General features: G+C 64.8%; 15 protein-coding genes. 10 read left to right on the plus strand and 5 right to left on the minus strand.

Features of this window, described 5'->3' with window-relative positions:
- Positions 1-48: 48 nt before the first annotated feature.
- On the minus strand, positions 49-1,413 hold the full coding sequence (gene pmbA, locus AC0Z35_RS19155) for a metalloprotease PmbA (RefSeq protein WP_046806101.1): 1,365 nt from the start codon (positions 1,411-1,413) through the stop codon (positions 49-51).
- A gap of 58 nt (positions 1,414-1,471) precedes the next feature.
- Here pmbA and yjgA point away from each other — a divergent pair, with 58 nt between their 5' ends.
- The 6 genes from yjgA to AC0Z35_RS19185 all read left to right on the plus strand — a co-directional run bounded on the left by yjgA (position 1,472) and on the right by AC0Z35_RS19185 (position 6,487).
- Complete coding sequence (gene yjgA, locus AC0Z35_RS19160) at positions 1,472-2,023, plus strand: ribosome biogenesis factor YjgA (protein WP_046806100.1); 552 nt, start codon at positions 1,472-1,474, stop codon at positions 2,021-2,023.
- A gap of 29 nt (positions 2,024-2,052) precedes the next feature.
- Positions 2,053-2,730 carry an alpha/beta hydrolase gene (locus tag AC0Z35_RS19165; protein WP_485132521.1) on the plus strand — a complete coding sequence of 226 codons (678 nt, stop codon included), beginning with the start codon at positions 2,053-2,055 and terminating at the stop codon, positions 2,728-2,730.
- A gap of 407 nt (positions 2,731-3,137) precedes the next feature.
- The gene (locus AC0Z35_RS19170; protein ID WP_046806098.1) at positions 3,138-4,133 is read left to right on the plus strand and encodes an ABC transporter substrate-binding protein; all 996 of its coding nucleotides are present in this window, start codon (positions 3,138-3,140) and stop codon (positions 4,131-4,133) included.
- On the plus strand, positions 4,133-4,945 hold the full coding sequence (locus tag AC0Z35_RS19175; RefSeq protein ID WP_046806097.1) for an ABC transporter ATP-binding protein: 813 nt from the start codon (positions 4,133-4,135) through the stop codon (positions 4,943-4,945). The genes AC0Z35_RS19170 and AC0Z35_RS19175 overlap by 1 nt, the downstream gene beginning before the upstream one ends.
- Before the next feature lie 3 nt (positions 4,946-4,948).
- On the plus strand, positions 4,949-5,785 hold the full coding sequence (locus AC0Z35_RS19180) for an ABC transporter permease (protein WP_046806096.1): 837 nt from the start codon (positions 4,949-4,951) through the stop codon (positions 5,783-5,785).
- A gap of 9 nt (positions 5,786-5,794) precedes the next feature.
- Positions 5,795-6,487: a cysteine hydrolase family protein gene (locus tag AC0Z35_RS19185; RefSeq protein ID WP_046806095.1), complete on the plus strand. Its 693-nt coding sequence runs from the start codon at positions 5,795-5,797 to the stop codon at positions 6,485-6,487.
- 134 nt (positions 6,488-6,621) lie between these two features.
- Here the strand turns inward: AC0Z35_RS19185 and AC0Z35_RS19190 are convergent, their stop codons facing one another.
- Positions 6,622-9,063, minus strand: coding sequence for a bifunctional acetate--CoA ligase family protein/GNAT family N-acetyltransferase (locus tag AC0Z35_RS19190; protein ID WP_485132522.1), 2,442 nt, complete (start codon positions 9,061-9,063; stop codon positions 6,622-6,624).
- Positions 9,064-9,182: 119 nt separating this feature from the next.
- Between AC0Z35_RS19190 and gltX the strand changes: the two genes are divergently transcribed.
- Entirely contained in the window at positions 9,183-10,589 is a 1,407-nt protein-coding gene (gene gltX / locus AC0Z35_RS19195) for a glutamate--tRNA ligase (protein ID WP_046806093.1), read from the plus strand.
- Positions 10,590-10,832: 243 nt separating this feature from the next.
- Here the strand turns inward: gltX and AC0Z35_RS19200 are convergent, their stop codons facing one another.
- The 3 genes from AC0Z35_RS19200 to AC0Z35_RS19210 form a co-directional block, all read right to left on the minus strand.
- A complete protein-coding gene (locus tag AC0Z35_RS19200) occupies positions 10,833-12,032 on the minus strand; it encodes an MFS transporter (RefSeq protein ID WP_120153744.1) in 1,200 nt (399 codons plus the stop codon).
- Positions 12,033-12,189: 157 nt separating this feature from the next.
- Positions 12,190-12,696, minus strand: a complete 507-nt coding sequence (locus tag AC0Z35_RS19205) for a hypothetical protein (protein WP_046806514.1) — start codon at positions 12,694-12,696, stop codon at positions 12,190-12,192.
- A 267-nt stretch (positions 12,697-12,963) separates the two neighbouring features.
- Positions 12,964-13,413 (minus strand): Lrp/AsnC family transcriptional regulator, encoded by a 450-nt coding sequence (locus tag AC0Z35_RS19210; protein ID WP_046806515.1) that lies wholly within the window; start codon positions 13,411-13,413, stop codon positions 12,964-12,966.
- Positions 13,414-13,543: 130 nt separating this feature from the next.
- On the opposite strand from AC0Z35_RS19210, the gene AC0Z35_RS19215 reads away from it, so the two are divergent.
- From AC0Z35_RS19215 to AC0Z35_RS19225, 3 genes are all read left to right on the plus strand, one after another.
- Positions 13,544-17,050 carry an indolepyruvate ferredoxin oxidoreductase family protein gene (locus AC0Z35_RS19215; RefSeq protein WP_485132523.1) on the plus strand — a complete coding sequence of 1,169 codons (3,507 nt, stop codon included), beginning with the start codon at positions 13,544-13,546 and terminating at the stop codon, positions 17,048-17,050.
- A 303-nt stretch (positions 17,051-17,353) separates the two neighbouring features.
- On the plus strand, positions 17,354-20,284 hold the full coding sequence (locus AC0Z35_RS19220; protein WP_485132524.1) for a ribonucleoside-diphosphate reductase subunit alpha: 2,931 nt from the start codon (positions 17,354-17,356) through the stop codon (positions 20,282-20,284).
- A gap of 19 nt (positions 20,285-20,303) precedes the next feature.
- Positions 20,304-21,500 (plus strand): ribonucleotide-diphosphate reductase subunit beta, encoded by a 1,197-nt coding sequence (locus AC0Z35_RS19225; RefSeq protein WP_104145178.1) that lies wholly within the window; start codon positions 20,304-20,306, stop codon positions 21,498-21,500.
- Positions 21,501-21,731 lie beyond the last annotated feature (231 nt).

Here is a 21,731-nt window from a genome sequence, read left to right on the forward strand (position 1 = left end):
AATGCATTCGGCAGGATGGATGAGCGCGCCCGCGAGCGCGCTCATGGCTCAGGTGCCGGCGATGGCCATTTGCTCGATCAGGATCGAGCCGGTGGTCTTCGTGCCGCGCGAAATGGTGTCCGCGCCCACCGCAACGATCTGCTGGAACATGTCGGCCAGATTGCCGGCGATGGTGATTTCCTGCACCGCGTGCTGGATCTTGCCGTTTTCCACCCAGTAGCCAAACGCACCGCGCGAGTAATCGCCGGTGACGTAGTTGACGCCCTGACCGATCAGCTCGGTGACCAGGAACCCCGTGCCCATCTTCTTGAGCATGGCTTCGAAATCGTCGCCGCGCTTGGTCAGCGTGGAGCTGAACACCAGGTTGTGCGAGCCGCCGGCGTTGCCGGTGGTGGCCATGCCCAACTTGCGCGCGGTGTAGCTGGACAGGAAGTAGCCTTCCAGCACGCCGGCCGACACGACGTTGCGGCGGCGGGTGCGCACGCCTTCGTCGTCAAACGGCGAACTGCCCATCGCGCCGGGGATGTGCGGGTCTTCGGTCAGGTTGATGTGCTTGGGGAAAATGGGCTTGCCCAGCGCGTCCAGCAGAAAGCTGGCCTTGCGATACAGCGCCCCGCCGTTGACGGCTTGCGTCAGCGCGCCGACCAGGCCCAGCGCCAGGGGCGCTTCGAACAGGACCGGGAACTTGCCGGTGCGAATGCGGCGGGCCGACAGGCGCGACAACGTGCGTTCGGCGGCGTAGCGGCCGATGGCTTCGGGCGATGCCAGGTTGGCCGGATCGCGTTCGGACGTGTACCAGTAGTCGCGCTGCATGCCGTTGCCCCGGCCGGCGATAGGCGCCACGGACAGGCTGTGGCGCGAATACGGGTAGCCGCCCATAAAGCCACGGCTGTTGCCCATGACGAACTGGCCTTCGTAGGTGCCCACGGTGGCGCCATCCGTATTGGTGATGCGCGGATCGACGTCACGCGCCGCGCGTTCGGCGCGCAAGGCGAGTTCGGCGGCTTCCTCGGTGGACACCGTCCAGGCGTGGTGCAGGTCCAGGTCGGGGAATTCCGTGGCCAGTTGGTCGGCGTCGGGCAGGCCGGCGGCCGGATCGGCGGCGGTGTGGCGGGCGATGTGCCAGGCGGCTTCGACCGTCTGGCGCAGGGCGGCTTCAGAGAAGTCGGACGTCGAGGCCGACCCGCGGCTTTGGCCGGCGTAGACCGTCAGGTCCAGCGAGCGATCGCGTGTCTGCTCAACGGTTTCGATGTCGTTCTTGCGTACCGAGACCGACAGCCCCAGGCTTTCCGAGACTTCCGCCGCCGCGTCCGAAGCGCCAATCTGGCGCGCGTAGGCGAGGGTTTGCTCAACGAGTTCGGAAAAACGCGCGTGATTCGCCGCCAGCGGCAAGGATGAGGAGGTTTTAACCATTGCTGTCCAATTTGCAGAGACGGTTATCATAGCCAAGTCTGTCATTGCGCAGTTTTCCATGAATTCCCATACTGAAGAAGAATCCGTCGACGACGGTTACGACGAGAACGGCTACGACCGTCCCAGCAAGTCCCAGGTCAAGCGTGAAATGCACGCCTTGCTGGACCTGGGCAAACAGCTGATCGAACTGTCCCCCGACCGCCTCAAGCAATTGCCGCTGGCCGAGCGCCTCTATGAGGCAATCCGCACGGCGCAGCGCACGACGGGCCGCGAAGGCCGCCGCCGGCAGATCCACTTTGTGGGCAAGCTGATGCGCGACGCGCCCGCCGACGAGATCCGCGCCCAGCTGGATGTGTGGGAAAACGGCTCGCGCGAAGAAACCGCCGCCATGCACCGGCTGGAAGCCCTGCGCGACCGCCTGCTGGACGACGACGACACGCTGACCAAGCTGCTGGCGAACAATCCACAAGCGGATGCGCAGCAATTGCGCACGCTGATCCGCGCCGCGCGCAAGGAAAAGCTGGGCAATGCCTCGCTGCTGCAAGGCCAGGAGCCGCAAAAGAAGCACTATCGCGCGCTGTTCCAGGCCTTGAAGACCTTGACGCTCTGATTCCCCCTTTTGATTTTTTTCGGCCGTCCATGAACGCTTCCAACGACCTGCTCGACTGCATCGAGATCGAAACCGCCCCCAACCCCACGCACGCCGTCATCTGGCTGCACGGCTTGGGCGCGGATGGCAACGACTTCGCCCCCATCGTGCCGGAACTGGACCTGCCCGCAGGGCTGGGCGTGCGCTTTGTGTTTCCGAACGCGCCGGTGCAGCGCGTGACGATCAACAACGGCATGTCGATGCGGTCCTGGTATGACATTTTGGTCATGGACCTGGTCCGTGTGGAAGACGCCAAGGGGATCCGCGCTTCCGAAGCCGCCATCCACAAGCTGATCGCGCGTGAAAACGCGCGCGGCATCCCGACGTCGAACATCGTGCTGGCGGGCTTCTCGCAAGGCAGCGCGATGACCTTGCACACCGGCTTGCGGCTGACCGAAAAGCTGGCGGGCATGATGGCGCTGTCGGGCTATCTGCCACTGCTGAACACGGCCGAAGCCGAACGCCACGGCGCCAACCACGCCACGCCGATCTTCATGGCGCATGGCCTGCACGACCCGGTTGTGTCCTTGGCGCGCGCCGAGGCGTCGGTGACGGAATTGAAGCGCCTGGGCTATGACGTGCGCTGGCACACGTACCCGATGCCGCATTCGGTATGCGCCGAAGAAGTCCGCGATATCTCGGCGTTCTTGAATAGCGTGCTGGCCTGAAGCAGCAGTGATGTTCGGGCGCGCGCCGGGCTTGCCGGCCCGCCGCGCCTGATCTTGCCGGCTGCCGGAACCCGCTTGCGGCACGCCGCCGTGCCCTGGGCATTGCCCCAGGCAAGCCGGCTCCAGCCCCCTGCCGACAATCCGACAAAAACCCCTTTGGTATACCAAGTGGTATTCAAGCCCTGAATTTTCCGGGCTTCGCCGGCGCTCGTCCATAGAGAAAAACGCCAATCCCAAAAAGCTTGTCTACGCCCGCTGCTTGAATATAGTATTCGATCCATGCCTTATCGGCCCGGGCTGCTGGTGTTCGGGCTTCCCTGTTGTTGCTGTCGATTCAACCCCATTGGCCATGCTGCGCCGGGTTTCGGCGTGCCATATAAGACGCAGGAGAAAGTCCCGTGAAATCCATGCCACTTCCCCGCCTGGCGGGCGCGGCGCTGCTTGCGCTGTTTGCTCCCTTGGCCGCCCAGGCCCAAGCCCTGAATCCCCCCGTGAAGGTGCGCTACGAAGAAGTGGTGCGATCCGTGCTTTACGTGCCCAAGTACGTGGCCCTGTCACAGGGATACTTCAAGGACGCCGGACTGGACGTGTCCATGAAAACCTCGCAGGGAACCGACAAGGGCATGACCGCCCTGCTGTCGGGCAGCGCCGATATCGTGCTGATCGGGCCCGAGGCTTCCATCTATGTGCAGAACAGCGAATCGCCGGTCAAACCGAAGATCTTTGCCGGGCTGACCGCCACCGATGGCTTCTTCCTGCTGGCGCGCAAGCCGGTCGACAAGTTTGACTGGTCGATGCTTAAGGGCAAGGAAGTCATCGGGTTTCGACCCGGCTCGAACCCCATCGTGTTCCTGGAAACCGCGTTGCGCAAGCATGGCCTGGATCCGCAAAAAGACGTCAAGCTGCTGAACAACATCGGCATCCCGGCGCGTGCGGGCGCCTGGATGGCGGGCCAGGGCGAATACGGCATCTTCCTGGAGCCCGAGGCCGGCGAGCTGGTGCGCAACGGCAAGGGGTACATCGTCGCTTCGGTGGGCCATGAAGTCGGCCAGGTCGACTACACCGTCTTCACCGCCACCGACAAATACATCCGCGACAACCCCAAGGTCATCCAGGCCTGGACCAATGTGGTGGCGCGTGCCGAGAAGTACGTGAAGGACACGCCGGCCGCAACGCTGGCGCCGCAGATCATGACGTTCTTCCCGGGCATGGACCAGGGCGCCGTCACGGAAGCCATCGAGCGCTACAAGCAATACCAGATCTGGAAGACGTCGCCACTGGTCACCGCCGAGGCCATGAACAAGTTGCAGGACATGCTGATTGCCAGCGCCGTCATGAAGGACTCCGCCCGCGTGAAATACGAGGACGTGGTGGTGGCCGACTTTGCCAACAAGGTGCAGTAATGGGAGCCGCCATCCATAACCTGAAGCCGGCCACCGCCACGGCAAAAATCGAGCTGCGCGACGTCTGCCTGTCGTACTTCACGACCGATGGCGAAACCGAGGCGCTGTCGAACGTGTCGTTCTCGCTGGCGCCGGGCGAATTCGTCAGCCTGATCGGCCAAAGCGGATGCGGCAAAAGCACCTTGCTGTCGTTGATTGCGGGCCTGATTCCGCCCACATCGGGCGCCGTCATGGTCGATGGCCACAGCGTGACCAAGCCGAACCCGCGCATCGGCTACATGTTGCAGCAGGACTATCTGTTTGAATGGCGCACCATCCTGGACAACGTGATGCTGGGCGCCGAGATCCAGGGCCGGCGCGACGCGCGCAGCGAGGCGCGCGCCGTGCACATACTTGAAAAGTGCGGGCTGGGCGCTTTCCTGACGCACACGCCGCGACAGCTGTCGGGCGGCATGCGACAACGCGCCGCGCTGGCGCGCACGCTGGTCACCGAACCGGACGTGATTTTGCTGGACGAGCCGTTCTCGGCGCTGGATTCGCAGACACGCCTGGCCATCTCGGACGAAGTCGTGGACATCCTGCGGCGCGAGGGCAAGACGGTGGTGCTGGTCACCCACGATATCGGTGAAGCCATCGCCATGACGGATCGCGTCATCGTGCTGTCGCGCCGCCCCGGCCGGCTGAAAAGCCAGTACCGCATCCACTACGGCGACGGTGCGCGTCCCACGCCCTTCCAGGCGCGCTCGCGGCCGGAATTCAACGCCTATTTCAAACAGCTCTGGGATGAGCTGGACGTCCACGTGGAGGGTTGACCGATGAATTCCCCCGTTGCCAACACCGTTCCCCTGCGCGCCGTACCCGCGCCCAGCGCCAAATACCTGGACTACCTGCGCCGGGACCGCGCCAAGAAGCGCAATATCCGCTTAAGCCAGGCGTTGTTGCTGATCGTGTTCCTGTGCGCGTGGGAAATCCTGCCGCGCATGCACATCGTGAACCCGCTGCTGACCAGCTACCCCAGCGCGCTGTGGCCCACCTTTATCGACCTGTGGAACAACGGCCACCTGGCCAAGCACATCATGACCACGCTGTCGGCCACGCTGGTCGGCTTCACCCTGAGCATGGCGATCGGCATCGTGGTGGCGGCCGCGCTGTGGTGGTCGGACTTCCTGTACAAGGTGCTGGACCCTTTCCTGGTGGTGGCCAATGCCATGCCCAAGATTGCCTTCGTGCCGATCTTCTATCTGTGGCTGGGGTCTGACTACGCCGTGTACGGCATGGCCGTCGCTATCGCGGTGTTCGTCACCATCATGGTCGTGTACGCGGGCTTTCGCGGCATCGACCAGAACAAGGTCAAGCTTGCCCACACCTTTGGCGCCAGCCGCTGGCAGGTGCTGACCAAGGTAGTGCTGCCGGGCAGCGTGCCCACGTTGATCGCGGCCGTGAAGATGAACATCGGCCTGGCCCTGGTGGGCGTGATCGTGGGCGAATTCCAGTCGGCCGATTCCGGGCTGGGTTTTCTCATCATGAACGGCAGCCAGGTGTTCAAGCTGAACATCGTCATGACGGCAATTGCCATGCTGGCGCTGATCTCCAGCGTGATGTACCTGATCATCTATCGCGTCGAAGCCGCCGTGGCGCGGCGCTACGGCTAAGGAGGCGTCATGGAATTTCCGCAATGGGTACAAGACCGCGTCGTGGCCCGGCAAGGGTGCCTGCATCCCTACGACACTCTGCCGGCAGCGCGCTGTGCGGTGGTCGTGATCGACATGCAGCAGTACTTCACCCTGCCCGGCTATCAAGGCGAATGCGCCCCGGCGCGTGACATCATCGCGCCGATCAACCGGCTGTGCGACACGGTGCGCGCGGCGGGCGGGACGGTAGTGTGGGTGCAGACGGCGTCGGACAACGCCGATGCGTTCTGGTCGCATCACCACGGGGTGATGCTGACGCCCGAACGCAGCAAGCGGCGCCTGGAAACGCTGCGCCGCGATTCGCCGGGATTTCAATTGCACCCCGACCTGCACGTGGACGATGCCGACCCGCGCGTCGTCAAGCGCTTCTACAGCGCCATGGCGACGGGCTCGTCAGAGCTTGAACCGCTGCTGCGCGGGCTGGGCGTGGATACGCTGCTGATCACCGGCACCGTCACCAACGTGTGCTGCGAATCCACCGCGCGCGACGCGATGATGCGCGACTTTCGCACCATCATGGTCGACGACGCGCTAGCGGCGGTCACGCCGGCCGAACACGAACATGCCTTGCAGGGCTGGATGTTGTTCTTTGGGGATGTGCTGTCGGTGGACGAGGTCACGGCGCGGCTGACGCCGGCCGAGGCGGTGCGGAAAACCGCCTGACGGCGACGGCGCGTCGGCTACACCCGGCAACAGGCGGCGCGTCATCGGCGGCCAGCCCAAGCCCGACCAAGCCAGGCCGGGCCGGGCCGAGCCGGGCCAAGCTGGGCCAACCCGATGCGCTGCCGTGTCGGCGCCTAGGCCAGGCCCAGCCACACGCGCCGCATCGTCGGGTCTTCCGGGTCGGCGTCGTTGGTAAAGCCCAGGCTGGTCATCAGCGCCAGCATGGGCCGGTTGGTCGACAGCACCAGGCCATCGATGTATTCCAGCCCCTGCTCGCGCGCGGCGTCGATCAGCGCCGTCATCAGCTGGCGGCCCAGGCCGCGCCGCTGCCAATCATCGCCGATCACCAGCGCGTATTCCGCGCCGCGCCCGTCCGGGTTGCGCAGATAGTGGGCAAAGCCCACGATCACTTCGCGCGGATGGCCGCGGTTGGCCGGGTTGGGCACCTGCGTGGCCGCCACCAGCGCCAGTTCGCGGTGGTAATCCACCTGCGTATAACGCGACACCATGCGTGGCGTCAGCTCACGCATCATCGACACAAAGCGCATGTAGCGCGACCGTTCGGACAAGCCGCGAATGAACTCCTGCAAGGCCTCGCCGTCTTCCGGGCGGATGGGGCGCAACACCCACGGAATGCCGTCATTGAATCGGCGCACGTGCACCAGCCGCGTGGGATACGGATGGATCGCCATATGCGGATAACCGGACGTCTGCGGCGTTTCACAGCCCGGCGTTTCGGTCAGCATCATGCGCAGCCCGCCCGCGCGCAGATGGGTTTCACCGGCGTAGAGGGGGTCGATATCCAGCGTTTCGATGTCGGGCAATTCCGACACCATTTCAGACACCAGCACCACGGCCTGTTGCAGCGACTCGGCCGCCATATGGCCCACACGCGGCGCCAGCACACGGCGCCACAGCCGGCTGCGTTCGATCAGCTGACGGGCCAGGAAGCCGTTGAGCGGCGGCAGATCCATGCCGCGATCGGCCACGGACAGCACCGCGTCGGGCCCGCCCGCGCCAAAGCGGATGACAGGGCCAAATTGCGGATCGCGCCGCACTCGGATCGCCATGGGGCGGGATTCGGGTTCGGCGGACGCCACCTCCACCGGCATGTCGCGCAGCGGCACGTAGAACAGGCCAAGCAAGGCCCGGATTTCGGAGGTATTCAATTCACGGCGGCAATCCGCCCGCACGCGCGCGATGAGTTCGCGCGCGGCGGCCAGGTCGGGCACGTGGGTGGGGGGTTCTTGCGGTTGCGTTTGCAGCAGCAACTGCTGGTTGTAGTGGTGCGAGGCCAGCACGCCGAATGCGTCGGCGGCCGATTCCGGCGTACGAAACGCCGACGTGCCCGCATCGTCCAGCATGCGGCGCAGCGGCCGCATGCCGGCGTCGCCCATGAAGCAGGTGACGACGGGCTTCTTCGCGCTGGGCGCAATCTGCGCCAGCTCGCGCGCCACGGCGGGCATGTCGGCCAGCGCGTCTGGCGCCAGCAGCACCAGCACGCCATCCACGCCCGTGTCGTCCAGCACCGTTTCCAGAATGGCGCGGATGCGTTCGGGCGTCAGCGGCGTGTAGGTAATGACGGGGTTGTCGCAGGCGGCGTCGGGCTCCAGCATGGCTTCCAGCGCGCGGCGGGTGGTGGGCGCCAGGTCGGCGCGCAGCACGGCGGCGTCGGGGCCGATCAGGTCCATGGCCAATTGCGGAGGCCCGCTGCCGTTCGAGATCAGCGCCACGCGCCGACCCTTGGGGCGGCGCGTATAGCCCAGCACTTTCACGGCCGAGAACAGCTGCACGAAGTAGCGCACGCGCACCGCGCCCGCGCGGCGCAGGGCGGCATCGAAAATGGCGTCGGCGCTGTCGGCATCGGACCGACCCGCCTTGAGCACGATGACGGGCTTTACGCTGGCCGCGGCGCGCAGCGCGCTCATGAATTCGCGCGCCGGCCCCACGTCTTCCAGGTACAGCACGATGCTGTCGGTGCGCGGATCGCTGGCCAGGTAATCCAGCACTTTCGACAGCCCCACCACCGCTTCGTCGCCCAGCGACACGGCGGTGGAAAAGCCGATGTGCACGTCTTCGGCCCAGTCCATGACGGCGGCCATGATGGAGCGCGACTGCGCCACCAGCGCCACGCGCCCCGCGCGCGCCAGCACCGGGTGCTGGCTGAAGTTCAACCCGGCATGCGGCCGCTGCGCGCCAAACGAGCGCGGCCCCAGCAGTTCGCAGCGGTTCTCTTCCGCCCACGCGCGGCACAACGCCCAGGTGCCGCGCGGATACGGATCGGGCAGTTCGTGCGGCAACAGGATCACGGCGCGCGGCGCCAGCGGCGACAGGCGGCGCAGTGTTTCCGGCAGCACGGCGGGCGACACGCAAACCAGGGCCAGATCAGGCCGCGCTCCCGCCGCCAGGCCTTCCAGGGCGGCGGGCAATTCCGGCGCGGCGCCCGCCTGGCAATCAACCACCGTGGTCTTCGCCTTGAGCGCGGGCGACAGAGAGCCCGCCGCCGGCAGTGGCCGGTCGGCAACGATCACCAGCGAACTGGGTTCGAACATGGGGGCAAGCGCGTGTCGCAGCATAGGGGGTACGCCCTAATCTAAAATACCGTTCATCGTAACAAGACAAGCCCGCCGTCCGCTTGATGTGGACCCAGCCTGACGCCGCTTTTGTGGCGCCGCAGCCGCTATCATTGCCACCTATGACTTCCAACGCCACCTCCCCCATTCGTACGCGCTTCGCGCCTTCGCCCACGGGCTTTCTGCATTTGGGCGGCGCGCGCACCGCGCTGTTCTCCTGGGCGTTCGCGCGCCACCATCAAGGCACGTTCGTGCTGCGCATCGAAGACACGGACGTCGAGCGGTCCACGCCGGAAGCGGTCGAGGCCATTCTGGACAGCATGCAGTGGTTGGGCATGCAGCCCGATGAAGGCCCCTTCTATCAAATGCAGCGCATGGACCGCTATCGCGAAGTGGTCGCGCAGATGCTGGCCGCCGGCACTGCCTACCACTGCTACAGCTCGCCCGAAGAAGTGGAAGCCATGCGCGAAGCCGCCCGCGCACGCGGCGACAAGCCGCGCTATGACGGCACGTGGCGCCCCGAGCCCGGCAAGACGCTGCCCGCCATCCCCGAAGGCCGCAAGCCGGTGGTGCGCTTCAAGAACCCGCAAGAAGGCGCCACGTCCTGGAACGACATGGTCAAGGGCACCATCAGCTTCGACAACACCGAACTTGACGACCTGATCATCGCGCGCCCGGACGGCACGCCCACGTACAACTTCTGCGTCGTGGTCGATGACTGGGACATGGGCATCACGCACGTGTTGCGCGGTGACGATCACGTCAACAACACGCCGCGCCAGATCAACATCCTGCGCGCGCTGGGCGCCACGCTACCCGAATACGGCCACGTGCCCATGATCCTGGGCCCGGACGGCGAAAAGCTGTCCAAGCGCCACGGCGCGGTCAACGTCATGGAATATGACAACGACGGCTACCTGCCCGAGGCCATGATCAACTACCTGGCCCGCCTGGGCTGGAGCCACGGCGACGACGAGCTGTTCTCGCGCGAGCAGCTGGTGTCCTGGTTCGACACCAAGCACCTGTCGAAGTCCGCGTCGCAATGGGACCCGAAGAAGCTGAACTGGGTCAACGCCCACTACATCAAGCAGATGGACAACGCGGAACTGGCCGAACGCGTGGCGCCGCGCGTGGCGAACCGGGGCGGCCACCCTGAAAAAATCGACCTGCCGGGCGTGATGGGCCTGCTGAAAGACCGCGCTGAAACCTTGGAACAATTGGCCGATGGCGCGATGCTGTTCTGCGCGCCGTTCGCACCGGCCGCGCCGGAACTGGTCGAGCAGCACCTGACCGCCCCCGCGCGCGAAGCGTTGGCCGACTTTGCCCAGCGCGCGCAAGACACCGACTGGACCCGCGAGGCCCTGTCGGCGCTGATCAAGGCCGTGCTGGCCGACCGTGGCATGAAGATGCCGCAACTGGCGATTCCGCTGCGCGTGGCGGTGACGGGTCAAACGCAAACCCCGGCCGTCGACGCCGTGCTGGCCCTGCTGGGCAAGCAGACGGTGCTGGCCCGCCTGGCTGCGATCTAAGCGGGATGGACTTCAAGCCGGGCCGGGCAAGGCTGGCCCGACTCGGCACAGACCTGTTGAACCCGGATCGGCTTAGCCAAGGCGATCCGGGTCGAATCCGATATGTTGGCCCCAAGACGGCGTTCCGAGTTTTCGGAACGCCGTTTTTTCGTTTTGCTATCGGCTTGCTGTTGGCTTGCTATTGGCGGGCGATTGACGGGCCGTTGGCCGGCGGTTGCCTTGCCATTGGCCCTGCCCCCCGCCCTACGCGTTCGTGATCGCCGCGCGCGCCTTCAACGCCCGGGCGAAGAACGCGCCCAGCAGGGGCAGCAGCACCGCCGACCCGCCAAACAGCGCCGCGGCGCCAATCTCGTCCACCACCGCCCCCGCCAACGCCACGCCCGCCGCCTGCCCCATGAACAGGCACGACGCAAACCACGCCACCGCCGTGCCGCGCGCGGAAGGCACCATCTGCGTCGCGTTGGTTTGCAACGTGGCATGCAGCAGGTAATAGCCAAAGCCCGCCAGCACGCTGGCAAGCAGGCTCCACATCCAGACCGGACCCAGCAGGTACGACAGGAAGGCGACGCCCAGCACCAGACCGCCCGCAACCGCCAGGCCGCGTTCGCCCAGACGCTTGAGTATGCGGCCGGCCACGACCGTGTAGATCAACCCGCCCACCGCGTACACCGCCACCAGCGCACCGGCGGCCGTCAACGAAATGTTGAATCGTTCGTGCAGGTAAGACGGCGCGAATGCCAGCGCGCCAAAGACCAGCAGGCCCTCAACGAACACCGTGGCCAACACAATGCGCGCCCACGGCGTACCCAGCACCAGCCGCGCCTGCCCGATAAAACCCTGGCGAACGGCGTTGGGGTCCACCTGCGCAAAGCCCGCCGCGCGCTGGCGCCGCACCTCCAGGTGCAGCAGCACGCCCACGATCAGGTAGCCCACCACCAGGGCCGCGAAGGCCCAGCGCCAGCCCACGGTGTCCGCGAAAATGCCGCCGGCCAACTGGCCCGCGGACATGCCCAGGATGGTGCCGGTCAAAAAGCGGGCCAGCGTCGCCTGGCGACGCTCGTAGGGCACGTTGTCGCCAATCCAGGCCATCGACAACGGCACGATGCCCGCCCCCGCCGCGCCGGACAGCGCGCGGCAAAGCACCAGCACATCCAGGGATTCGGCCATGATGGCGCCCGCGCTGCCCAGCGCACAGGCCACGGTGGCCACGCTGACCACGCGGTACTTGCCGTAGCGGTCGCCCACGGGACCGAAGAACATCTGCAACACGCCGTAGGCCACCGCAAACGCCGTCACGGCGCGCGCGGCCTGGCCGGTGGTCGTGCCGAATTCCGCCGCCAGCTGCGGCAGCATGGGATCACAGATGCGAAAGGCGCTGGCGCTGACAAAGGCGGCCAGGGCAAGCAGCGCGATGGCGCGTGCTTCAGAGGACATGGCGGGCATGGGGAACCGGCGGCTAGGCAAAAGTCGAAGCCCGCACCTTACCGCAGCCCGGCCATCTTGGCGCGGTGGGCGAACGCAGTGTCCGCCCCGCGCAACGGTGCGTCAGGCGCGGCCTTGTTCTGGCGCAGCGCCGGCACGCGCCCTCCCCGCGCAACGCTCAATACGGCAGGCGATAGCCCTGCGGCATGCGGCGCGCGGTGACCACCTGGCCGCCGCTCTTGAGTTCGCGCAGCGTCAATTTGGCGTGCTCGACTTTTTCGACGCGATAGCGGTTCAGGTAAATGGGGTCGTTGGCATCCACGGGCTCGCCGGCGGACTTGGTGGTCTGCATCGTGTAGACGTTGTCGGCCACCGTCCAGCAACCGGTCTCGCGCAGGGCCGGTCGCGACTTGCGCCCGATCTTGAGCAAAGACTCATAGGCCATCGAGCCATCGGCGGACAACACGATCAGCGATTGCAATTCGCCGCTGACATCGCGCGGGCGCGTGTTCGACAGCCAGGTCCCAATCATGGGGTCGCCGCTTTTGGCCGGCACACAGGCCACCGCCTTGGGCGGGTCCGCGGGCTGCGCCTCGGTGATGACGGCGGGCTTCCTGGCGACGCATCCGGCCAGGATAAGAACGGCGCAGGCGATGCCGGCCGAACGCAAATACACACTGCTCATGACTTCCTCAACACGTCTGTCGACGCGCCGCGCCGATCACACCGGCACGTCCCTCGCGCAGCAAACATCACGCACTCTAAAGAGCCGCTGGGGAAGAATCAACGACGATCCGCGCGGTGTGCAATTGCGCAACAGTCGGCGTCGCAAAGCCGCTGGTTTAGCCATGGATCGCGCACGAATGCGTTGGTTTCAAGCGACACCGCGCGCGTGTCCACGGCTGCTCTTTCCGCGCTCTCTATATATAGAGAGCGCTGCGATCGGCCTGGGTCACAACGGCAGCCGCTGTTCGTGCTTGATCTCGCGCAGCGCCACGATGGTGCGCGTCTGGCGAATGCCCGGCATGTTGAACAGGAAGCGATGCAGGAAACGGTCGTAGGCCTCGGGGCTTTCCACCAGGATTTTCAACAGGAAGTCCGAATCGCCGGTGACCGCGTAGCACTCCAGGATTTCGGGCGCGTCGCGCACCGAGCGTTCGAAGTGTTCAACCGTGTTCGACGAATGCCGCTCCAGGCTGATCTGCGCAAACATGCAGCCCAGGCCCACCTTGCTGCGGTCCACCTGCGCGCTATAGCCCTGGATCACCCCGCTGGCTTCCATCGCCTTGACCCGCCGCCACACCGGCGCGGCCGATAGCCCTACCTTGTCGGACAGCTGCTGCGCCGAAGCCCGGCCGTCCTCCTGCAAGGCCTTGAGGATGCCGATATCGGTCTTGTCCATCGCTTTGTCTCCTGGTTTTTGTCGAACACGAAATGTTCATTGCGAATTATAGGGATAGCACGATCCAAAAACGCAATAAATCGGATGCCTCGCGAACCTATCATGGTGCGAAATACCAGGAGCATTCACTATGGACGGCACTCCCGCCCCCGAACCCCAGCTGGACCTTGATTACCAGCTTGCCGACAACCTTACGCGGGAGTCCGGCCGCATCTTCCTGACGGGAACGCAGGCGCTGGTGCGAATCATGCTGACGCAGGCACGGGTCGACCGTGAACGCGGGCTGAACACGGCGGGCTTTGTGTCGGGCTACCGCGGATCGCCATTGGGCGGCGTGGACATGGCCATGTGGAAGGCGAAGAAGGCGCTGGACGCCAGCAAGATCTCGTTCCTGCCCGGCATCAACGAAGACATGGCCGCCACCGCCGTCATGGGGACGCAGCAGGCCGGCGTACGCGCCGACCGCAACGTCGATGGCGTATTCGCCATGTGGTACGGCAAAGGCCCGGGCGTGGACCGCGCGGGCGATGCGCTGCATCACGGCAATGCGGCCGGCGCATCGCGCAACGGCGGCGTGCTGGTGGTGGTGGGCGATGACCACACCGCCGTGTCGTCCTCGATTCCGCACGCCAGCGAAGCGTCGTTGATCGGCTGGCAAATGCCGATCGTGCATCCGACCTCGATCGACGAGTACGAGACCTTTGCGCTATGGGGCTGGGCGCTGTCGCGCTATTCCGGCACGTGGGTCGCATTCAAGGCGGTGTCCGAAACCATCGAAAGCGGGCACTCGTTCACCCCCGCCGCCGTGCAGCACTACGACATGCCGTCCAACCCCGACATGCCGCCCGAGTCGCTGGAGTATTCCGCGCGCGACTTCCTGTCGCTGGCCGTGGAAGCGCGCATGAATCTGCGCATGAAAGCGGTGGCCGCCTTCGCGCGCCGCCACAGCATTGACCGCCTGACCTGTCCGGCGCCGCGCGCCACCGTGGGCATCGTCACCGTCGGCAAGGCGCATCTGGACACCATGGAAGCGCTGGCGCGCCTGGGCGTGGACACCGTCACCGCCAACGCGCCCGTGCGCATCTACAAGCCGGGCCTGACCTGGCCGATGGACGGTGAACGGCTGCTGGAGTTTGCACGCGGGCTGTCGCACATCCTGGTGATCGAAGAAAAAGGCGCCGTGGTCGAAAGCCAGATCAAGGATCTGCTGTTCAACCTGCCGGACCGCCCGAGCGTCATCGGCAAGAAAGGCCTGGACGGCGAAACGGTGGTGCCGTCGGCGGGCCAATTGCGCCCGTCGCTGCTGGCGCGGCCGCTGGCGGCGTGGCTGTCGCGCAGCGCCGGCCTGCCGCTGGGCACGGACCTGGCCGCGTTCGATTGCCAGTCGGCGCTGTCGAACGACGCCGACGGCATGCGCCGCCGGCCGTATTTTTGTTCGGGCTGTCCGCACAGCACGTCGACCAAGGTGCCCGAGGGCAGCCAGGCCTTGTCCGGCGTGGGCTGTCACTACATGGCTGCGTGGATGGACCGCGACACGGGCGGGCTGACGCAGATGGGCGGCGAAGGCGTGGACTGGATCGGGCTGTCGCGCTACACCAAGATGCCGCACATCTTCCAGAACATGGGCGAAGGCACCTACTACCACTCGGGCTATCTGGCGATTCGCCAGGCGGTCGCCGCGCGCGCCAACATCACCTACAAGATCCTGTTCAACGACGCGGTTGCGATGACGGGCGGGCAACCCGTGGACGGCCCGATCTCGGTGCCGCAGATCTGCCAGCAACTGCGCGGCGAGAACGTGGCGCGCATCGTCGTCACCAGCGACGAGCCTGAAAAATACCAGGGCGTGGACCTGGGACCCAACATCAAGGTGCACCACCGCCGCGAGCTGGATGCGTTGCAGCGCGAGCTGCGCCAGATTGCCGGCGTGACCGTGCTGATCCATGACCAGACGTGCGCCGCCGAAAAGCGCCGCCGCCGCAAGAAGAACCAGTTCCCCGACCCGGCGCGCCGCATGCTGATCAACAGCGCGGTGTGCGAAGGCTGCGGCGACTGCGGCGTGCAATCGAACTGCCTGTCGGTGGTGCCGCTGGAAACGCCGTACGGCCGCAAGCGCGCCATCGACCAGTCCAGCTGCAACAAGGACTATTCCTGCGCCGAAGGTTTCTGCCCCAGCTTCGTGTCGGTCATGGGTGGCAAGCCGCGCAAGAGCGCCGCGCCCAAGACCGATCAGGAACGCCTGCAACGCCTGATCGAGCAATTGCCGCAACCCGCCACGCCGTCGCTGGACCGGCCCTACCGGCTGCTGGTCGCCGGCATGGGCGGCACGGGCGTCATCACCATCGGCGCCATCGTGTCGATGGCCGCGCACCTGGAAGGCCTGTCGGCGGCGGTGCTGGACCTGACCGGCCTGGCGCAAAAGGGCGGCACCGTTGTCAGCCATATTCGCCTGGCGCCTGCCGGCGCGCCGGCGGGTCCGGTGCGACTGGACTGGCAGCAGGCCGATGCCGCCATCCTGTGCGACCCGGTCGCCTCGGTCGCGCCGGATTCGCTGGGCGCGTTGCGCCGCGGGCACACGCAGGTCACCGTCAACACCTATGTGGCGCCCGTGTCCGAGTTCACGCGGGACCCCGACGCCGCCATGCGCCCCGAGGCGTTGCTGGCCAAGATTCGCCACGCCGCCGGCGATGCCAACACGGCCGCCATCGACGCGCACGAAGCCGCGCTGGCATTGTTCGGCGACAGCATCCTGTCGAACATGTTCATGCTGGGCTATGCCTGGCAGCGCGGCGGCGTGCCGTTGTCGCAGGCGTCGATCAACCGCGCCATCGAACTGAACGGCGTGGCCGTAGCGGCGAACCGCGCGGCATTCGACAGCGGCCGGCTGGCTGCGCATCAGCCCGACGCGCTGGAAAGCGCGCTGCGTCCGCGTGCCCAGGTGGTACAGCTGCACGTGCCGGAAACCTTCGAACGCGCCGTGGCCCGCCGCATTGCGGACCTGACCGCGTATCAAGACGCCCGCTACGCACGCGTCTACCAGGACGTGGTCGAAGCGGTTGCCGCGCGCGAACGCGAATTGGCGCCCGAGGCCAAGTCACCGCGACTGGCGATGGCGGTGGCGCGCGGCCTGTTCAAGCTGATGGCCTACAAGGACGAATACGAAGTGGCGCGGCTCTACACCGGCGAGGCGTTCCAGGCGCAGCTGAAGGGCCAGTTCGAAGGCGACTACAGCCTGCGCTTTCACATGGCCCCGCCGATCTTCGCCCGCAAGGATCCGCGCACCGGCGTGCCGCGCAAGATGACGCTGGGGCCGCGCACCATGTCGGCGCTGAAATTGCTGACACGGTTGAAAGGACTGCGCGGCACCTGGTTCGACCCGTTCGGCCACACCGCCGAACGCAAGATGGAGCGGGCGCTTGTCACCGAGTACCGCCAGACCATAGACCAGCTTCTTGTAGGGTTGACCCGCGACAAGATCGCGCAAGCAGCTACAATCGCCGGCCTTGCAGAAACCATCCGCGGCTACGGCCACGTGAAGTCTGCGAACGTCGAGAAGTACCGGACGCAATTGGGTCGATTGATGCAGAGCTATATGGCACCGGCCCCGCGCGACATACCCCTGCGGAAAACCGCATAAACAGTCGCTCTGAGCGGTGCAGTCCTGGGCGCGCCTTACTGGGCGCGCCCAGTGCATTTAGTAACAATCTTTTGTGAGCTTCGTCATATCTTCTTCTTGTTCCAGTAGGTCTCGATCACTAGAATTAGTGTCCAACGAGGGGTGCTACACTACATGTTGTGGTCGCCTAAGCGCTGATTCTCGTCGGCCACGCCTTTTGGACTAAGCCGTCCAAGCCGTTCCGACCCCCTCAAAAGATCCACATTCGTACCCGACATGACCGCCGTCATGTCGCTATCTACGCGTTTTCGCACAGGAGCTTCCATGCAGACTTCGATCGCCTCTGTGACCCGGCCTTCGGCCGTGCCGCCCTCGCAAACCGATTCCCCTGCCGACGCCAATGGCGGGCAATGGGCCAGCTACAACATCATTCGCCGCAATGGCTCGGTGGTTGGGTTTGAACCCAGCAAGATCGCCATCGCCATGACCAAGGCCTTTCTGGCCGTCAACGGCGGCCAGGGCGCCGCGTCCGCGCGTGTGCGCGAACTGGTCGAAAACCTGACCAGCCAGGCCGTGAACGCCCTGGTGCGCAACCGCCCCAACGGCGGCACCTTCCATATTGAAGACATCCAGGACCAGGTCGAACTGGCGCTGATGCGCTCGGGCCAACATGACGTTGCCCGCGCCTACGTCCTGTATCGCGAGAAGCGCACGCAAGAGCGCGCCGCCGCCGCTGCCGCCGAAGGCCAGGAAAAGGCCGCCGCCGCTCCTGAAGAACACGTGCTGAACGTCACCGACGCCGGTGTGCGCCGTCCGCTGGACCTGGCTGAGTTGCGCGCGACCATCGTCGCCGCCGGCGAAGGCCTGGACGAATTCATCGATAGCGAAGCCATCCTGAAGGAAACGGTCAAGAACCTGTACGACGGCATCCCCGTCGACGAAGTGTTCAAGTCCGCCATCCTGTCCGCGCGCGCGCTGGTCGAAAAAGACCCGGCCTACAGCCAAGTCACCGCTCGCCTCTTGCTGCACACGATCCGCAAGGAAGTGCTGGGCGAAGAAGTCTCGCAAGACGGCATGATCGCGCGTTACGCCGAATACTTCCCCACGTTCATCGCACGCGGCATCGAAGGCGGCCTGCTGTCGCCCGAACTGGCCAACTATGACCTGACCCGCCTGGGCAAGGCCTTGAACGCCAAGCGCGATCTGCAATTCGGCTACCTGGGCCTGCAGACGCTGTACGACCGCTACTTCCTGCACATCCGCGGCACCCGCATCGAACTGCCGCAGGTGTTCTTCATGCGCGTGGCCATGGGCCTGGCGCTGCGCGAAGCCGACCGCGAAACGCGCGCCATCGAGTTCTACGAGATCCTGTCCTCGTTCGACTTCATGAGCTCGACGCCGACGCTGTTCAACTCGGGCACGCTGCACTCGCAGCTGTCGTCGTGCTATCTCACGACCGTCTCCGATGACCTGGAAGGCATCTACGACGCCATCAAGGAAAACGCGCTGCTGGCCAAGTACGCCGGCGGTCTGGGCAACGACTGGACCCCGGTGCGCGCGCTGCGCAGCCACATCAAGGGCACCAACGGCGAAAGCCAGGGCGTGGTTCCGTTCCTGAAGGTCGTCAACGACACCGCCGTCGCGGTGAACCAGGGCGGCAAGCGCAAGGGCGCGGTGTGCACGTACCTGGAATCGTGGCACCTGGACATCGAAGAATTCCTGGAACTGCGCAAGAACACCGGCGACGAACGCCGCCGCACGCACGACATGAACACGGCGAACTGGATTCCCGATCTGTTCATGAAGCGCGTCATGGAAGGCGGTGAATGGACGCTGTTCTCGCCGTCCGACTGCCCCGACCTGCACGACAAGGTCGGCCGCGCGTTTGAAGAAGCGTATGTCGGCTACGAAAAGCGCGTCGCCAGCGGCGAGCTCAAGCTGTACAAGAAGATGCCGGCGCTGACGTTGTGGCGCAAGATGCTGTCGATGCTGTTCGAAACCGGCCACCCGTGGATCACGTTCAAGGATCCGTGCAACATCCGTTCGCCGCAGCAACACGTGGGCGTCGTCCACAGCTCGAACCTGTGCACCGAGATCACGCTGAACACCAACGAATCCGAAATCGCGGTGTGCAACCTGGGTTCGGTGAACCTGGTCGCGCACATGAAGCCGGCTGCCCGCGGCGGATTCGAACTGGATCACGACAAGATCAAGCGCACGGTCAGCATCGCGATGCGCATGCTCGACAACGTTATCGACATCAACTACTACGCCGTCGAGAAGGCCCGCAATTCCAACGCGCGCCATCGTCCGGTGGGCATGGGCATCATGGGTTTCCAAGACTGCCTGCAAATGATGCGCGTGCCCTACGCATCGCAAGCCGCCGTTGAATTCGCTGATCGTTCGATGGAAGCCGTTTGCTATCACGCGTACTTCGCGTCGAGCCTGCTCGCCGAAGAACGTGGTCGCTATCAATCGTATGAAGGTTCGTTGTGGTCGCGTGGCATCTTGCCGCAAGACACGTTAAAGATGCTGCGTGATGAACGCGGTGGTCATGTTGAAGTTGATGAATCGAGCACGCTCGATTGGGATACGTTGCGCGCGCGCATCAAACAACACGGCATGCGCAACTCCAATTGCGTGGCAATTGCCCCAACCGCGACTATTTCCAATATCATTGGTGTATCTGCGTGCATCGAACCTACTTTCCAGAACTTGTACGTCAAATCGAATCTCTCCGGCGAGTTCACGGTCGTTAACGATTACCTCGTGCGTGACCTGAAGAAACTCGGTCTCTGGGACGAAGTCATGGTCGCCGACCTCAAGTACTTCGACGGCAGCCTGTCCCGCATCGATCGCGTACCTTCCGAACTCCGCGAACTCTACGCCACCGCGTTCGAAGTCGAACCGAGCTGGCTGGTTGAATGCGCGTCGCGCCGTCAGAAGTGGATCGATCAAGCTCAGTCGCTGAACATCTACATGTCGGGCGCATCGGGCAAGAAGCTGGATGACACCTACAAGCTGGCATGGCTGCGTGGCCTGAAGACCACGTACTACCTGCGTACCCTGGGCGCCACCAGCGCCGAGAAGTCCACGGGCCGCGGCGGCGAACTGAACGCCGTCACCGCTGGTGGTCAATCCACGGCCGCGGCCGTGGGCGCCGCACCTGTTTTGCCGGAACCCGAAGTTCTCGGGGCGGTTTGCACCATGCGGCCGGGCGACCCCGGCTTCGAAGAGTGCGAAGCCTGCCAATAACCGCCTCCGGAGAATTGAAATGATTAATTGGGAAGACGACACCACCGCCACGCAACCTGCTTCCCCCGCCCCTGCGGGCGGCCAGCAGGCTGCGCCCGAAGTCCGGGCGGCGACGGGTGTATTCGGCGACACCGCCATGCCCACGCCTGCCGCGCCTGAACACGCGGCGGGTCTGGCTGCCAGCGGTGCCGCTACCGCGCAGCGCGTGAAGGTTGCCGACAAGCGCATCATCAACGGCGAAACCGACGTCAATCAACTTGTGCCGTTCAAGTACAAGTGGGCGTGGGAAAAGTATTTGGCCACGTGCGCCAACCACTGGATGCCGCAAGAGATCAACATGTCGCGCGACATCGCGCTTTGGAAGAACCCCAACGGGCTCACCGAAGACGAACGCCGCATCGTCAAGCGCAACCTGGGTTTCTTCGTCACGGCCGACTCGCTGGCCGCGAACAACATCGTGTTGGGCACCTACCGCCACATCACGGCTCCCGAATGCCGCCAGTTCCTGCTGCGCCAGGCATTCGAGGAAGCGATCCACACGCACGCTTATCAATACATCGTCGAAAGCCTGGACCTGGACGAAGCCGAGATCTTCAACGCTTATAACGAAGTTCCGTCCATCCGCGCCAAAGACCAGTTCCTGATCCCGTTCATCGACGCGATCGCGGACCCCAACTTCAAGACGGGCACGCCCGAAGCCGACCAGACGCTGCTGAAGTCGCTGATCGTTTTCGCTTGCTTGATGGAAGGCCTGTTCTTCTACGTTGGCTTCACGCAGATCCTGGCGCTTGGCCGCCAGAACAAGATGACCGGCGCCGCCGAACAGTACATGTACATCCTTCGCGATGAATCCATGCACTGCAACTTCGGCATCGACCTGATCAACACCGTCAAACTGGAAAATCCGCATCTGTGGACGCCGGCCTTCCGCGAAGAAATTCGAGAACTCTTCCGCAAAGCGGTCGAACTCGAATACGCTTACGCCGAAGACACGATGCCGCGCGGCGTGTTGGGCTTGAACGCACCTATGTTCAAATCCTACCTGCGCTTCATCGCCAACCGTCGTTGCCAGCAAATCGGTATCGAACCGCTGTACCCGCAGGAAGAAAATCCCTTCCCCTGGATGGCGGAAATGATCGATCTTAAAAAGGAACGCAACTTTTTTGAAACTCGCGTGATCGAATACCAAACCGGTGGCACGCTGAGCTGGGAGTAAAGCAGTACGTCATCAGGCCCGGCGCGGGCACGCTCTGCCAACACAGAGCGTCGCGTTCGCGACAGGCTTGATGACGCGCTTCCTGGTCAGGGTGTTTTCGAACACGTAGAACAAGCGGTCGGCGGCCTGTGATCAGGCTGCGACCGGCGCCATTTGAAATGGCTCGCGCCAAAGGAGCGGGGGCCATATCAAATGGCTGTGCCGAATTCATTAGCGCAAACCGTAGTAGCT

The sequence above is a fragment of the Achromobacter sp. 1L-A-4-B-C2 genome, assembly GCF_057291955.1.